Genomic DNA, 13,910 nt, shown 5'->3' with positions numbered 1-13,910 from the left:
GCAGCGCTTGCGCAATTGCAAACGGGTGGAGACACTGGCCTTTTCGCGGCGGCCCTGTTAAGGAGCGGCGGTTAAATTGCCGGAGAAACCCCAAGGGAAACCGATGAGCCGCACAGCCAGCGTTTCGCGCAAGACCAACGAGACCTCCGTTTCGGTCACCGTCGACATCGACGGCACCGGCACGTCGACGATTTCGACGGGCGTCGGCTTCTTCGACCATATGCTCGACCAGCTCTCGCGCCATTCGCTCATCGACATGGAGATCAGGACCGAGGGCGACCTTCACGTCGACGATCACCACACCGTCGAGGACACCGGTATCGCCATCGGCCAGGCCATCGCGAAGGCGCTCGGCGACCGGCGCGGCATCACCCGCTACGCCTCGCTCGACCTTGCCATGGACGAGACGATGACGCGCGCCGCGGTGGATGTCTCCGGCCGGCCGTTCCTCGTGTGGAACGTCGCCTTCTCGGCGCCCAAGATCGGCACCTTCGACACGGAGTTGGTGCGCGAATTCTTCAACGCGCTCGCCCAGCATGCCGGCATCACGCTGCATATCCAGAACATCTACGGCGCGAACAACCATCATATCTCGGAGACCTGCTTCAAGGCCGTCGCACGCGTGCTGCGCACCGCGACCGAGATCGATCCCCGCCAGGCGGGCCGCGTTCCCTCGACGAAGGGTTCGCTGGCCTGAGGGCATAGCTGGAGGCCGTCATGGCCACGTTCCTCGTTCTGATACCGCCGGGCGGCAGGCCCGGAGACGAAAGAGCCCGCTTCGTCCGCGACCGTTTCTCCTGGATCGCCTTTCTCCTGCCGGTCCTCTGGCTGCTCTGGCACCGGGCATGGCTCGCCGCCGCACTCGCCTTCGCCGTCCAGGCGCTCGGCCTTGCCGCTGCCGGCCATCCGGCCTTCGGCCTTGCGGGCGCCGGCCTCTGCCTTGCCACCCATAGTCTCGTCGCCCTCGAAGGCCCCTCGATGGTCGTGGCCACCCTCACCCGCCGCGGCTGGACGGTGGATGCGGTGATTGCCGCCGGGGACCGCGGGACCGCCGAAGAGATTTACGACATGGAAACCCCGGCCGGCGAGGCGGAGGCGCGCGAGCGCGCCCTTCTGCCGGCATCCGAAACCTCCCCGCGCCGGCACGCTCCCATGCTCGGCCTCGTCGGTTTCAAGGAAGGACGCTAGATGCGCGTTGCAATCATCGACTACGGCTCGGGCAACCTGCGCTCGGCCACCAAGGCCTTCGAGCGCGCCGCCCGCGAGGCCGGCATTCCGGCCGAAATCGACCTCACCGACAAGGCCGAGCGCGTCGCAACCGCCGACCGGATCGTGCTGCCCGGCGTCGGCGCCTATGCCGACTGCCGCCGCGGCCTCGATGCCGTGCCCGGGATGGTGGAGGCGCTGCGCGAGACGGTCGAGAAGAAGGCCCGCCCCTTCCTCGGCATCTGCGTCGGCATGCAGCTCATGTCCTCGCGCGGGCTGGAAAAGACCGTGACCGAGGGCCTTGGCTGGATCGAAGGCGACGTCGTCCTGATGTCGCCGAACGATCCCACCCTGAAGATCCCGCAGATCGGCTGGAACACGCTCGACCGCAAGCGCGCCCACCCGCTCTTCGACGGCATCCCGGAAACGCTGCACGCCTATTTCGTGCATTCCTATCACCTCGCCGCCAAAAAACCGGAAGACGTGGTCGCGACCGTCGACTATGGCGGGCCGATGACGGCCTTCGTCGCCCGGGAGAACAAGGCCGGCGCGCAGTTCCATCCGGAAAAGAGCCAGACGCTCGGCCTTTCCCTCATCACCAATTTCCTGCGCTGGAACCCCTGACATGATCCTCTTTCCCGCCATCGACCTGAAGGACGGCCAGTGTGTTCGCCTGAAACTCGGCGACATGGACCAGGCCACCGTCTACAATCCCGACCCGGCCGCGCAGGCGAAAGCCTTCGAGGACCAGGGCTTCGAATGGCTGCACGTCGTCGACCTCAACGGCGCCTTCGCGGGGGAAAGCGTCAACGGCGCCGCCGTCGACGCCATCCTCAAGGCGACGCGGAACCCGGTGCAGCTCGGCGGCGGCATCCGCACGCTGGCGCATATCGAAAGCTGGCTTGCCCGCGGCCTTTCCCGCGTCATCCTCGGCACCGTCGCCGTGCGCGACCCGGCACTCGTCATCGAGGCCTGCAAGGAATTCCCCGGCAGGGTCGCCGTCGGCATCGACGCCAAGGGCGGCAAGGTCGCCGTCGAAGGCTGGGCGGAGGCCTCCGAGCTCGGCGTGATCGAGCTTGCGAAGAAGTTCGAAGGCGCGGGCGTCGCCGCGATCATCTACACCGATATCGACCGCGACGGCATCCTGACGGGCATCAACTGGGCCTCGACGCTGGAACTTGCCAACGCCGTCTCCATCCCCGTCATCGCCTCCGGCGGCCTTGCCTCGATGGACGATATCCGCCGCCTCGTCGCCCCCGACGCCCGCAAGCTGGAAGGCGCCATCTCCGGCCGCGCGCTCTATGACGGGCGCATCGATCCCGCCGAAGCGCTGGCCCTTATCCGGGGAGAGGCAGCATGACCCTCAAGGCCCGCGTCATCCCCTGCCTCGACGTGAAGGACGGCCGCGTCGTCAAGGGCGTCAGCTTCGTCAACCTTATCGATGCCGGCGATCCGGTCGAATCGGCCAAGGCCTACGATGCGGCCGGGGCTGACGAACTCTGCTTCCTCGACATCACCGCCTCTTCCGACAACCGCGACACGATCTTCGACGTCGTGGCGCGCACGGCGGAGCATTGCTTCATGCCGCTCACCGTCGGCGGCGGCGTGCGCACGGTCGCCGACATCCGCAAGCTCCTGCTTGCCGGGGCCGACAAGGTGTCGATCAACTCGGCCGCCGTCGCCAATCCGGATTTCGTGGCGGAAGCGGCCGACAAGTTCGGCAACCAGTGCATCGTCGTCTCGATCGATTCGAAGAAGGTCTCGCAGGAAGGCGAAGAGGACCGCTGGGAGATCTTCACCCATGGCGGGCGCAAGCCGACCGGCATCGACGCCGTCGCCTTCGCGGAGAAGATGGTGGAGCGCGGGGCGGGCGAACTGCTGCTCACCTCCATGGACCGCGACGGCCAGAAGGGCGGCTACGACATCGCGCTGACGCGCACGATCGCCGACCGCGTGTCCGTGCCGGTCATCGCGTCCGGCGGCGTCGGCAATCTCGACCATCTCGTCGAGGGCGTGCGCGACGGCCATGCGACGGCGGTTCTCGCCGCCTCGATCTTCCATTTCGGCACTTATACGGTGGGCGAAGCCAAGCGCTACATGGCCGACCACGGCATTGCCATGCGGCTCGACTGAGGAGATCACGATGACCGATTTCACCCTTGCCGATCTCGAGCGCATCGTCGAGGCCCGCGCGGCGGCCGACCCGTCGGAAAGCTGGACGGCCAAGCTTGTCGCCGCCGGCCAGCCGCGGGCGGCGAAAAAACTCGGCGAAGAGGCGGTCGAGACCGTCATCGCGGCCATCGAGAACGACAGGGCGGCGCTGACCGGCGAAGCCGCCGACCTCCTCTATCACCTGATGGTCGTATTGAAAATCGGCGGCATCCGGCTACAAGATGTGCTGGGAGAGCTGGAAAGACGCACGGGCCAATCGGGCATCGCGGAAAAGGCCAGCCGGAAGAGCTGATGATCCAGGCAGTGCGTGACAAGGACCAGGCGGATATTCCGGACGATTACGGCAACCGCGACTATTCCCCCTACCGCTTCTTTTCGGCCGAGGAATGGGCGCATTTCCGGGCCGACACGCCGCTGACGCTGACGGAGAACGAGGTGCAGCGCCTGCGCTCCCTCAACGACCCGATCGACCTCGACGAGGTGCGGCGCATCTATCTTTCGCTCTCGCGCCTGCTTTCGGCCCACGTCGAATCCTCGCAGATGCTCTTCGAGCAGAGGAAGCAGTTCCTCAGCCTCTCCGACGAGGCCAAGACCCCCTTCGTCATCGGCATCGCCGGCTCCGTCGCCGTCGGCAAGTCGACCACGGCGCGCATCCTGATGGAACTCCTCTCGCGCTGGCCTTCCAGCCCCAAGGTCGATCTCGTGACGACCGACGGCTTCCTCTATCCGAACGCCGTGCTCCAGCGCGAGAAGATGATGGACCGCAAGGGCTTTCCGGAGAGCTACGACATCGGCTCGCTGCTGCGCTTCCTCTCGGCCATCAAGGCCGGAAAGAAGGACGTCAAGGCGCCGGTCTATTCGCACCTGACCTATGACGTGCTGCCGAACACCTTCCGCACCGTCGACCGGCCGGACATCCTGATCTTCGAGGGCATCAACGTCCTGCAATCGCGCGACCTGCCGGCGGACGGCAAGATCGTGCCGATGGTCTCGGACTTCTTCGATTTCTCGATCTATATCGACGCGGAAGAGACGCAGATCCACAACTGGTATGTCGAGCGTTTCATGCGCCTGCGCGAAACGGCCTTCCAGAACCCGGATTCCTACTTCCACCGCTATGCGACGATCAGCGAGACGGCGGCGCTGGCCATTGCCGAAGGCCTCTGGCACAACATCAACCTGAAGAACCTGCACCAGAACATCCTGCCGACGCGCCCGCGCGCCGACCTGATCCTGCAGAAGGGCCGCAACCACCTCATCGAGACGGTGGGCCTGCGCAAGCTCTGAGCCGGCTATGGATTGACCCGGCGCAGCGTGAGGTTGATGCGCCCGCCGTTCTTCAAAAGCGTCGAGGTGCCCGGATAGATCCGGTCGACGCCATGGAAGATCAGCCGGCTTTCCCCGCCGAAAACGAAGACGTCGCCGCTCGAAAGGCGGAAGGACCGTGTCGGGTCGCTGCGTGAAACACCACCCACGCGGAACAGGCACTGGTCGCCGAGCGAGACGGAGACGACGGGTGCCGCGAACTCATTCTCGTCGCGGTCCTGATGCAGGCCCATCTTCGCGTCGGGATCGTAGAAATTGACAAGGCAGGCTTCCGGCGGCTTGTCGTAGCCGGAGACCGCGTCCCACAGCGCGAGCAGCGGATCGGGAATGGCCGGCCAGGGGCGGCCGGTTTCGGGATGCGTCGGCTGGTAGCGGTATCCGCCGTCCTTGTCCGTCACCCAGCCGAGCGATCCGCAATTGGTCATGCGGACCGACATGGGCTTTCCCGTCTTCGGCATGCGCGGCATGAAGAGCGGCGCCTCGGCCACAACCGCGCGGATCGCGGCGACGAGGGCCTCCTGTGCCGCCCGGTCGAAACGGTCCGGGAAGTAGCGCAGCCCCGGGGCGAGGCCGCGCTCGGCCGGTGTCACTTACGCTTCCGCCAGATCCGGGATGCGCAGCACCTGGCCGGGATAGATCTTGTCCGGATGGGAAAGCATCGGTCGGTTGGCGTCGAAAATCACCGTATGCTTGGCGCCCTTGCCCTTGCCGTAGTGGGCCTCGGCGATCTTCCAGAGGTTGTCGCCCTTCTTGACGGTGTAGAGCACCGGCTGCCTGGCGGGCGTCGCGGCCTTGACGAGCTCGGTCATGTCCGCCTGGCCGAGCTTGAGGCCGGAATCGGGCGCGACGACCTTGAGGTCGGCGGCTTCCACCTTGGAGATGCCGAGCGTGTTGCCGACGGCGATGACGGCCTTCTCGAAGGCCGTCTGGTCGGCCACCACTCCCTTCAGCACGCATTTGTCGCCGTCGACGGAGACCTCGACGTTCTGGGTGCCGAGATCGAAGGAATCGAGTTCCTTCTTCACCGCCTCGGCTTCCGGCGGCTCGTCGTCGCCGATGCCGAGTTTCTTGCCGGCGTTCTTGATGAAGCTGAAGAGACCCATGGCTTACCTCCCTGGTTTCCTGATCCGTTTTCCGGACTAAAGCAGAGCCTTCCTGCAAAGGGAAGGCATCGTTTCATTCCCATCCATAAACGGCCAAGTTGCGGCAGTCATTCGCCGTTCGGCTTGGCGCGCATGCGCTTGACGTCGGACCGGCCGGATTTTGCCTTGAGCCGGCGTTCGATCGAGCCTTTCGTCGGCTTGGTCTTGCGGCGCGGCGGCGGAGGCGGCTCTGCGGCCTTGAGGATCAGTTCCTTCAGCCGCTCGCGCGCATCCTCGCGGTTGCGCTCCTGGCTGCGGAAGCGGTTCGCCTCGATCATCAGCACACCGTCCTTGGAGACCTTGCGGCCGGCAATCTTTTCCGCATTCGCCTTGACGCGCTCGCTGAGCGACGGCGAATTGCGCAGGTCGAAGAAGAGCTGGACCGCCGTCGAGACCTTGTTGACGTTCTGCCCGCCGGGACCGCCCGCCAGCACGAACTGCTCGGTCAGTTCCCAGCCGGCGATCGTGATCGCGCCGCTGACGTAAAGAGGATCGCTGGCCATGGAATTTCCTTTCCCGGCCGTTTTAGGGGGGCGGACTGCAAACGGGAAGCCGTCCGCCGGAACGAAAAACCCGGCCTCAGGGAGACCGGGTTTCACGTGAATCATTACCGAAACCTTACTCGGCGGCGATCTTCAGGCCCGGGGCGGCATCGCGCACGCCGCCGTCCACATGGTCCTCGAACTTCTCGAAATTCGCGATGAACATGTCGACCAGCTTGCGGGCTTGCCGGTCATAGGCCGCACCGTTTGCCCAAGTCGAGCGGGGATCGAGGATCTTCGTGTCGACGCCCGGCACCGAGACCGGCACCTGGAAGCCGAAATTGTCGTCGCGGCGGAAGAGCGCGTCCTTGAGCGACCCGTCGAGAGCGGCGGCAAGCAGGGTGCGCGTCGCCTTGATCGGCATGCGGCGGCCCTCGCCGTAGGCGCCGCCGGTCCAGCCGGTGTTGACCAGCCAGCAATCGACGCCGTGCCCGGCGATAAGTTCCTTCAGGAGGTTGCCGTAGACCGTCGGGTGGCGCGGCATGAAGGGTGCGCCGAAGCAGGTCGAGAAGGTGGCTTCCGGCTCGGTCACGCCGCGTTCCGTGCCGGCGACCTTGGCGGTGTAGCCGGAAAGGAAGTGGTACATGGCCTGGTCGGGCGTGAGCTTGGCGATCGGCGGCATCACGCCGAAGGCGTCGGCCGTCAGCATGATGATGGTCCTGGGATGCGGCGCGCGGCCGGTCTCGCTGGCATTCGGGATGAAGTGCAGCGGATAGGCGCAGCGGGTGTTCTCCGTCAGCGAACCGTCGTTGAAGTCCGGAACGCCGCTAGCGTCGAGCACGACGTTTTCGAGCACGGTGCCGAAACGCTGGGTCGTCGCGTAGATTTCCGGCTCGGCCTCGGCCGACAGGCGGATCGTCTTGGCGTAGCAGCCGCCCTCGAAGTTGAAAATGCCGTTTTCGCCCCAGCCGTGCTCGTCGTCGCCGATCAGCGTGCGCTTCGGGTCGGCCGAGAGCGTCGTCTTGCCGGTGCCGGACAGGCCGAAGAAGACGGCTGCGTCGCCGTCCGGGCCGACATTGGCCGAGCAATGCATCGGCATGACCTTTTCCGCCGGCAGCAGCCAGTTGAGCACCGTGAAGACCGATTTCTTCATCTCGCCGGCATAGTAGGTGCCGGCGATCAGCACGATGCCGCGGGTGAGGTCGCAGGCGATCATCGTCTCGGTGCGCGCGCCGTGGCGGGCAGGATCGGCCTTGAAGGTCGGCAGGTCGATGATGGTGAGCTTCGGCGCGAAACCGGCAAGGTCCTTCTCTTCCGGGCGGATGAGCAGGTTGCGGATGAACAGCGAATGCCAGGCAAGTTCCGTGACGACGCGGGTCGGCAGGGCATAGTCCGCATCGGCGCCGCCGACGAGGTCCTGCACGAAGAGGTCGCGGCCGGCCGCATGGGCCAGCATGTCGGCGTGGAGCGCGTCGAAATGCGCGCGCGACAGGGCCTTGTTGTTGTCCCACCAGATGGCGCCGTCGGTGTTTTCGTCGCGAACGACGAACTTGTCCTTGGGCGAGCGGCCGGTGTGCTGGCCGGTCAGCGCGCGAAGGGCGCCGTGGGCGGTCTTGACGGCCTCGCCGCGGCCGAGCGCCTCTTCGTAAAGGGCCTCCGCTGCAAAATTGTACCGGACCGTGCCGTCGGTGTGGATGCCCATTTCGGTGAGCCCGAGAGCGGGATTGCGAACGCCAAGTTCCTGCATGGTCCAGTTTTCCTCCGTGGACGAAGACCCGGTGAAGTTTTGCGGAAGCTAATGCGCAATTGTTGCAAAAACAAGAGAGGAATCAAAATTAGGCAATGATATCAATTAATTAATCGATTTAAATACTTGTCTTACTTTTTTAATCGGTTGAATAATCGATTTAAAAGTGACTCGAAAAGCCGCCCTGAAACGTCTCCCTTTATCTTCGCCACAATTTGTTCCACCTTTACCCCCAGGGAAGGCGCATCATTCCTCCAGGACAGGAACTCGGATCCGAGGTCGGGAAAGGCGCCTATGAATATGGAGACAAGCAGGATGCAGACGATCGCACTCGTAGACGACGACCGGAATATCCTTACATCCGTGTCGATCGCCCTTGAGGCGGAGGGCTACAAGGTCGAGACCTACACGGACGGCGCGTCCGCGCTCGACGGCCTTCTCGCCCGCCCGCCGCATCTTGCGATCTTCGACATCAAGATGCCGCGCATGGATGGCATGGAGCTTCTGCGCCGGCTGCGCCAGAAGTCGGACATCCCGGTCATCTTCCTCACCTCGAAGGACGAGGAGATCGACGAGCTGTTCGGCCTGAAGATGGGCGCCGACGACTTCATCACCAAGCCGTTCTCCCAGCGCCTCTTGGTCGAGCGCGTCAAGGCGATCCTGCGCCGGGCCTCGAACCGCGAGGCCGCCGCCTCGGGGGCCGCCACCGGCGGCGCGAAGGCGGGGGAAGTGGCGGCGCGCTCGCTGGAGCGCGGCCAGCTCGTCATGGACCAGGAACGCCATACCTGCACCTGGAAGGGCGAGCCGGTGACGCTGACCGTTACCGAATTCCTCATCCTCCATTCGCTCGCCCAGCGTCCCGGCGTCGTCAAGAGCCGCGATTCGTTGATGGACGCGGCCTATGACGAACAGGTCTATGTCGACGACCGCACCATCGACAGCCACATCAAGCGGCTTCGCAAGAAGTTCAAGATGGTCGATACCGACTTCGACATGATCGAAACGCTCTACGGCGTCGGCTACCGCTTCCGCGAGACCGCCTGAGGCGCGATTTTTCTTGCAAGGACCGCGGCGGGGGTGCAATGCCGCGGTCGGCGGCGGCTGCCGCCCGCTTGAAGGATAACCCACTTGCTGCAGAACGTGCCGGAAAGGGATGGAGACGATAGCGAGGGCCGGCCCGCGCCGCGCTCGCTGCGCCGCCGCTGGACCCATCCCTTCACGCTGGCCCGCCGCATCTTCGGCAACGCCGTCTTCTCCAGCCTGACGCGCCGCATCCTCTTCTTCAACCTCGTCGCGCTCGTCGTGCTCGTCTCGGGCATCCTCTACCTCAACCAGTTCCGCGAAGGCCTGATCGACGCGCGCGTGGAAAGCCTTCTGACCCAGGGCGAAATCATCGCCGGCGCCATCTCGGCCTCGGCGACGGTCGACACCAACTCGATCACCATCGATCCGGAAAAGCTGCTGGAGCTGCAGGCCGGCCAGAGCATCACGCCGCTGCCGAACGACGAGGACCTCGAATTCCCGATCAATCCCGAGCGGATCGCCCCGGTCCTTCGCCGGCTGATCTCGCCGACCCGCACGCGCGCGCGCATCTACGACACCGACGCCAACCTGCTGCTCGATTCGCGCCACCTCTATACGCAGGGTCAGGTGCTGCGCTTCGACCTGCCGCCGGTGGATCCCGAAAGCCCGAGCCTCGTCGACCGGCTGAATTCCTGGTTCAACCGCATCCTCCAGCCGAGCAACCTGCCGCTCTACAAGGAAGCGCCCGGCGGTGACGGATCGATCTATCCGGAAGTGATGAACGCGCTGACGGGCGTGCGCGGCGCCGTCGTGCGCGTCAACGACAAGGGCGAGCTGATCGTCTCCGTCGCCGTACCCGTGCAGCGTTTTCGCGCGGTGCTCGGCGTGCTGCTGCTATCGACGCAGGCGGGCGACATCGACAAGATCGTCCATGCCGAGCGCCTTGCCATCATGCGCGTCGCGGGCGTTGCCGGCCTCGTCAACATCGCGCTGTCGCTGCTCCTCTCCAGCACCATCGCCAATCCGTTGCGCCGGCTTTCGGCGGCGGCGATCCGCGTGCGCCGCGGGGCCAAGGAGCGCGAGGAGATCCCCGACTTCTCCGTGCGCCAGGACGAGATCGGCAATCTTTCCATCGCGCTGCGCCAGATGACCAACGCGCTCTACGACCGCATCGACGCCATCGAGAGTTTTGCCGCCGACGTCAGCCACGAACTGAAGAACCCGCTGACCTCGCTGCGCAGCGCCGTGGAGACGCTGCCGCTCGCCCGCACGGACGATTCGAAGAAGCGCCTCATGGACATCATCCAGCATGACGTGCGCCGCCTCGACCGCCTGATCAGCGACATTTCCGACGCTTCGCGCCTCGACGCCGAGCTTGCCCGCTCGGATGCGCGCACCGTCGACCTCGAAAAGCTGCTCGGCGACCTCATCGACATTTCCCGCCAGGTGAACACCCGCAAGAAGCCCGTCGTCCTCGACTTCGTCGTCGACCGGAAGGACAATCCGAAGACGCGGTTCGAGGTCAGCGGCTACGAGCTGCGCATCGGCCAGATCGTCACGAACCTCATCGAGAACGCCCGTTCCTTCGTGCCCGATCCCGGCGGGCGCATCGTCGTGCGCCTGTCGCGCGGGCGCGGCGACCGCTGCCTCATCCAGGTCGAGGACAACGGACCGGGCATCCAGGCCGAGGATATCGACCGCATCTTCGAGCGTTTCTACACGGACCGCCCGGCGAGCGAGGGTTTCGGCCAGAATTCGGGCCTCGGCCTTTCCATCTCGCGGCAGATCGCCGAGGCCCACGGCGGCACGCTCAAGGCCGACAACGTCGTCGACAAGAAGACCGGCGAGATGCTCGGCGCCCGCTTCACCCTCTCCCTTCCCGCTGGCCCGCAGAAATGACCGGCCCCGCCAACGTGCACGGAACGGCGATCGTCATCGGCGAGACGGGGCTTCTGTTCGTCGGCCCCTCGGGCGCCGGCAAGAGCGCCGTGGCGCTCCACTGCATCATGGAGGCGCGCTGGCGGGGGCTGTTTTCCGCCCTCGTCAGCGACGACCAGGTGCTGGTGACGGAAACGGACGGGGAGTTCGTCGCCCGGGCGCCGGCCAGCATTGCCGGCCTTCTGGAAGTGCGCGGGGCGGGCATCGTCAGGATGGCGACGGTGGAGACGGCGGTGTTGCACCGGGCCATCCGGCCGATCGAGCCGCCCTTTGCCGAGCGCCTGCCGCCGGAGGGCGAAACCGCCGAAATCCTGCCCTCGCGCAGCCTGCCGCTCACCCGCCTGCCGCTCTTTGCCGGCTGCACGGCCTTCGCGACGCTTGCGGCCCTTCACCCGGAAATCCTGAAAAGCTGACCGCAAAAGCCCCGGCAAAACACGAAATCGGCCATTTTGGGCTTGCACTTGGCCTTTTCATTGACAAGATGGCCTCCCCAACGGTGGACGGAATTGTTGCATTGCGGTATTCCACCGGCCGTTTGAGTTGGGAAACTGGAGCGTCTGCTGATGATCGGACTGGTGCTTGTCACCCATGGCAAGCTGGCGGAGGAATTCCGTCACGCCCTTGAACATGTCGTCGGTCCGCAAAAGGCGATCGAGACCGTCTGCATCGGCCCCGAGGACGACATGGACCAGCGTCGCCAGGATATCCTGGAAGCGGTCATGAAGGCCGACCAGGGCCATGGCGTCATCATCCTCACCGACATGTTCGGCGGCACGCCGTCGAACCTTGCCATCTCGGTCATGACCGGCGAGGGCATCGAGGTGATCGCGGGCGTCAACCTGCCCATGCTGATCAAGCTCGCCGGCATCCGGGGCGAGAACGACATGGAGAAGGCGCTGGTCGACGCCTCCGAGGCCGGACGGAAATATATCAACGTGGCAAGCCGCGTTTTGAGCGGCAAGTAAGGTCTTCTGCCCTCCATGACCGCCTCGAAAGAGCTTCTCATCATCAACAAGCGCGGCCTGCACGCCCGCGCCTCGGCGAAATTCGTCCAGACGGTCGACGGCTTCGACGCGGAAGTCACCGTCTCCAAGGACGGCATGACGGTGGGCGGCACCTCGATCATGGGCCTGATGATGCTGGCCGCCAGCCCCGGCTGCAGCGTGTTCGTCACCGCGACGGGGGCTGAGGCGCAGGAAGTGCTCGCCGCCCTCGACGCGCTGGTGGCAGACCGCTTCGGCGAGGAGATGTAGCCTTCCGTTAATATAAGGATATAAAGACTTCTTTATGTCCGGTTGCTCCAGCGGGCATTTCCTGATAGGAAGCGCCATCACGACTGGAGATTTTTGATGACCACCACGCAGGACTACCACGTCGCCGATATCGGGCTTGCCGATTTCGGCCGCAAGGAAATTCAGATCGCCGAGACCGAAATGCCGGGCCTGATGGCCTGCCGCGAAGAGTTCGGCGCCGCAAAGCCCCTCAAGGGCGCGCGCATCACCGGCTCGCTGCACATGACCATCCAGACCGCCGTCCTCATCGAGACGCTGGTCGCGCTCGGCGCCGAGGTCCGCTGGGCCTCGTGCAACATCTTCTCCACGCAGGACCATGCCGCCGCCGCGATCGCCGCCGCCGGCATCCCGGTCTATGCCGTCAAGGGCGAGACGCTGACGGAATACTGGCAGTACACCGACAAGATCTTCCAGTGGACCGACGGGGGCCTGTCCAACATGATCCTCGACGACGGGGGCGACGCCACCATGTACATCCTGCTCGGCGCACGCGCCGAGGCGGGCGAGAACATTCTGGTGAACCCGGGCTCGGAAGAAGAGGAAATCCTTTTCGCGCAGATCAAGAAGCGCCTTGCCGCTTCCCCGGGCTGGTTCACGAAGCAGCGCGACGCCATCAAGGGCGTGACGGAAGAAACGACCACCGGCGTCAACCGTCTCTACCAGCTCCAGCAGAAGGGCCTCCTGCCCTTCCCGGCGATCAACGTCAACGATTCGGTCACCAAGTCGAAGTTCGACAACAAGTACGGCTGCAAGGAATCGCTGGTCGACGGCATCCGCCGCGGCACCGACGTGATGATGGCCGGCAAGGTCGCCGTCGTCTGCGGCTATGGCGACGTCGGCAAGGGCTCTGCGGCATCGCTGCGCGGCGCCGGCGCCCGCGTGAAGGTGACGGAGATCGACCCGATCTGCGCCCTGCAGGCGGCCATGGACGGCTTCGAGGTGGTTCAGCTCGAAGACGTCGTCTCCTCGGCCGATATCTTCATCACCACGACCGGCAACAAGGACGTCATCCGCATCGAGCACATGCGCGAGATGAAGGACATGGCGATCGTCGGCAATATCGGCCACTTCGACAACGAGATCCAGGTCGCCGCGCTCCGCAATCTCAAGTGGACGAACATCAAGCCGCAGGTCGACATGATCGAGTTCCCCAAGGGCAACCGCATGATCCTGCTCTCGGAAGGCCGCCTGCTGAACCTCGGCAACGCCACCGGCCATCCGTCCTTCGTGATGTCCGCCTCCTTCTCCAACCAGGTCCTGGCGCAGATCGAGCTCTTCACCAAGGGCGATGCCTACAAGAACGAGGTCTACGTCCTGCCCAAGCAGCTCGACGAGAAGGTCGCCCGCCTGCACCTCGCCAAGCTAGGCGCAAGGCTCACGGAACTCTCCGAGGAGCAGGCCGGCTATATCGGCGTGACGCCGCAGGGCCCCTACAAGGCTGAACACTACAGGTACTGATCCTTACCCGGATTATCCACAACATCTAGAGGCGGCGCGCTTGACACGAGCGCGCCGCCTCTTTTTTGGCCCCGTCCCTTCCCGACGATTCGGGAAGCAGGTATCGTTTAAGACATTGATTCGG

Annotated in this window: 17 protein-coding genes; 13 read left to right on the top strand and 4 right to left on the bottom strand. The window is 64.9% G+C overall.

Annotated elements, in window-relative coordinates; translation table 11 throughout:
• Positions 1-103: 103 nt before the first annotated feature.
• Genes hisB through coaA form a run of 7 tightly spaced genes read left to right on the top strand, consistent with a single transcriptional unit; the run spans position 104 to position 4,665 of the window.
• Positions 104-697, top strand: a complete 594-nt coding sequence (hisB, locus tag ACZ5TO_RS17140) for an imidazoleglycerol-phosphate dehydratase HisB (protein ID WP_184145591.1) — start codon at positions 104-106, stop codon at positions 695-697.
• Between the two features lie 20 nt (positions 698-717).
• On the top strand, positions 718-1,188 hold the full coding sequence (locus ACZ5TO_RS17135) for a DUF2628 domain-containing protein (RefSeq protein WP_464798950.1): 471 nt from the start codon (positions 718-720) through the stop codon (positions 1,186-1,188).
• On the top strand, positions 1,189-1,830 hold the full coding sequence (gene hisH, locus ACZ5TO_RS17130; protein ID WP_464798949.1) for an imidazole glycerol phosphate synthase subunit HisH: 642 nt from the start codon (positions 1,189-1,191) through the stop codon (positions 1,828-1,830). It begins immediately after the preceding gene.
• Position 1,831: 1 nt separating this feature from the next.
• On the top strand, positions 1,832-2,566 hold the full coding sequence (hisA, locus tag ACZ5TO_RS17125; RefSeq protein WP_464798948.1) for a 1-(5-phosphoribosyl)-5-[(5-phosphoribosylamino)methylideneamino]imidazole-4-carboxamide isomerase: 735 nt from the start codon (positions 1,832-1,834) through the stop codon (positions 2,564-2,566).
• Positions 2,563-3,339, top strand: coding sequence for an imidazole glycerol phosphate synthase subunit HisF (gene hisF / locus ACZ5TO_RS17120; protein ID WP_464798947.1), 777 nt, complete (start codon positions 2,563-2,565; stop codon positions 3,337-3,339). Before hisA ends, hisF begins: the two co-directional genes overlap by 4 nt.
• Before the next feature lie 10 nt (positions 3,340-3,349).
• Positions 3,350-3,670: a phosphoribosyl-ATP diphosphatase gene (locus tag ACZ5TO_RS17115; protein WP_184145596.1), complete on the top strand. Its 321-nt coding sequence runs from the start codon at positions 3,350-3,352 to the stop codon at positions 3,668-3,670.
• Entirely contained in the window at positions 3,670-4,665 is a 996-nt protein-coding gene (coaA, locus tag ACZ5TO_RS17110; RefSeq protein ID WP_184145597.1) for a type I pantothenate kinase, read from the top strand. Before ACZ5TO_RS17115 ends, coaA begins: the two co-directional genes overlap by 1 nt.
• A 5-nt stretch (positions 4,666-4,670) precedes the next feature.
• Here coaA and ACZ5TO_RS17105 read toward each other — a convergent pair whose 3' ends face one another.
• The 4 genes from ACZ5TO_RS17105 to ACZ5TO_RS17090 form a co-directional block, all read right to left on the bottom strand.
• Complete coding sequence (locus tag ACZ5TO_RS17105; protein WP_464798946.1) at positions 4,671-5,294, bottom strand: alpha-ketoglutarate-dependent dioxygenase AlkB family protein; 624 nt, start codon at positions 5,292-5,294, stop codon at positions 4,671-4,673.
• The gene (gene lysM, locus ACZ5TO_RS17100; RefSeq protein WP_464798945.1) at positions 5,295-5,807 is read right to left on the bottom strand and encodes a peptidoglycan-binding protein LysM; all 513 of its coding nucleotides are present in this window, start codon (positions 5,805-5,807) and stop codon (positions 5,295-5,297) included.
• 107 nt (positions 5,808-5,914) lie between these two features.
• The gene (gene arfB, locus ACZ5TO_RS17095; protein WP_464798944.1) at positions 5,915-6,349 is read right to left on the bottom strand and encodes an alternative ribosome rescue aminoacyl-tRNA hydrolase ArfB; all 435 of its coding nucleotides are present in this window, start codon (positions 6,347-6,349) and stop codon (positions 5,915-5,917) included.
• 115 nt (positions 6,350-6,464) lie between these two features.
• Positions 6,465-8,075: a phosphoenolpyruvate carboxykinase gene (locus ACZ5TO_RS17090; RefSeq protein WP_464798943.1), complete on the bottom strand. Its 1,611-nt coding sequence runs from the start codon at positions 8,073-8,075 to the stop codon at positions 6,465-6,467.
• Between the two features lie 315 nt (positions 8,076-8,390).
• On the opposite strand from ACZ5TO_RS17090, the gene ACZ5TO_RS17085 reads away from it, so the two are divergent.
• The 6 genes from ACZ5TO_RS17085 (at position 8,391) to ahcY (ending at position 13,786) form a co-directional block, all read left to right on the top strand.
• Entirely contained in the window at positions 8,391-9,119 is a 729-nt protein-coding gene (locus ACZ5TO_RS17085; protein ID WP_184145602.1) for a response regulator transcription factor, read from the top strand.
• Between the two features lie 147 nt (positions 9,120-9,266).
• Positions 9,267-10,997 (top strand): sensor histidine kinase, encoded by a 1,731-nt coding sequence (locus tag ACZ5TO_RS17080; RefSeq protein WP_246434348.1) that lies wholly within the window; start codon positions 9,267-9,269, stop codon positions 10,995-10,997.
• A complete protein-coding gene (locus tag ACZ5TO_RS17075) occupies positions 10,994-11,449 on the top strand; it encodes an HPr kinase/phosphorylase (RefSeq protein WP_464798942.1) in 456 nt (151 codons plus the stop codon). The genes ACZ5TO_RS17080 and ACZ5TO_RS17075 overlap by 4 nt, the downstream gene beginning before the upstream one ends.
• A gap of 150 nt (positions 11,450-11,599) precedes the next feature.
• Complete coding sequence (locus tag ACZ5TO_RS17070; RefSeq protein ID WP_184145605.1) at positions 11,600-12,001, top strand: PTS sugar transporter subunit IIA; 402 nt, start codon at positions 11,600-11,602, stop codon at positions 11,999-12,001.
• A gap of 15 nt (positions 12,002-12,016) precedes the next feature.
• Positions 12,017-12,289, top strand: a complete 273-nt coding sequence (locus ACZ5TO_RS17065) for an HPr family phosphocarrier protein (protein WP_184145606.1) — start codon at positions 12,017-12,019, stop codon at positions 12,287-12,289.
• A gap of 96 nt (positions 12,290-12,385) precedes the next feature.
• Complete coding sequence (gene ahcY / locus ACZ5TO_RS17060) at positions 12,386-13,786, top strand: adenosylhomocysteinase (RefSeq protein WP_464798941.1); 1,401 nt, start codon at positions 12,386-12,388, stop codon at positions 13,784-13,786.
• Positions 13,787-13,910: the final 124 nt, after the last annotated feature.

The sequence above is a fragment of the Shinella sp. Sh6 genome (assembly GCF_055392685.1).
This window is presented reverse-complemented; position numbering and strand designations above follow the sequence as displayed.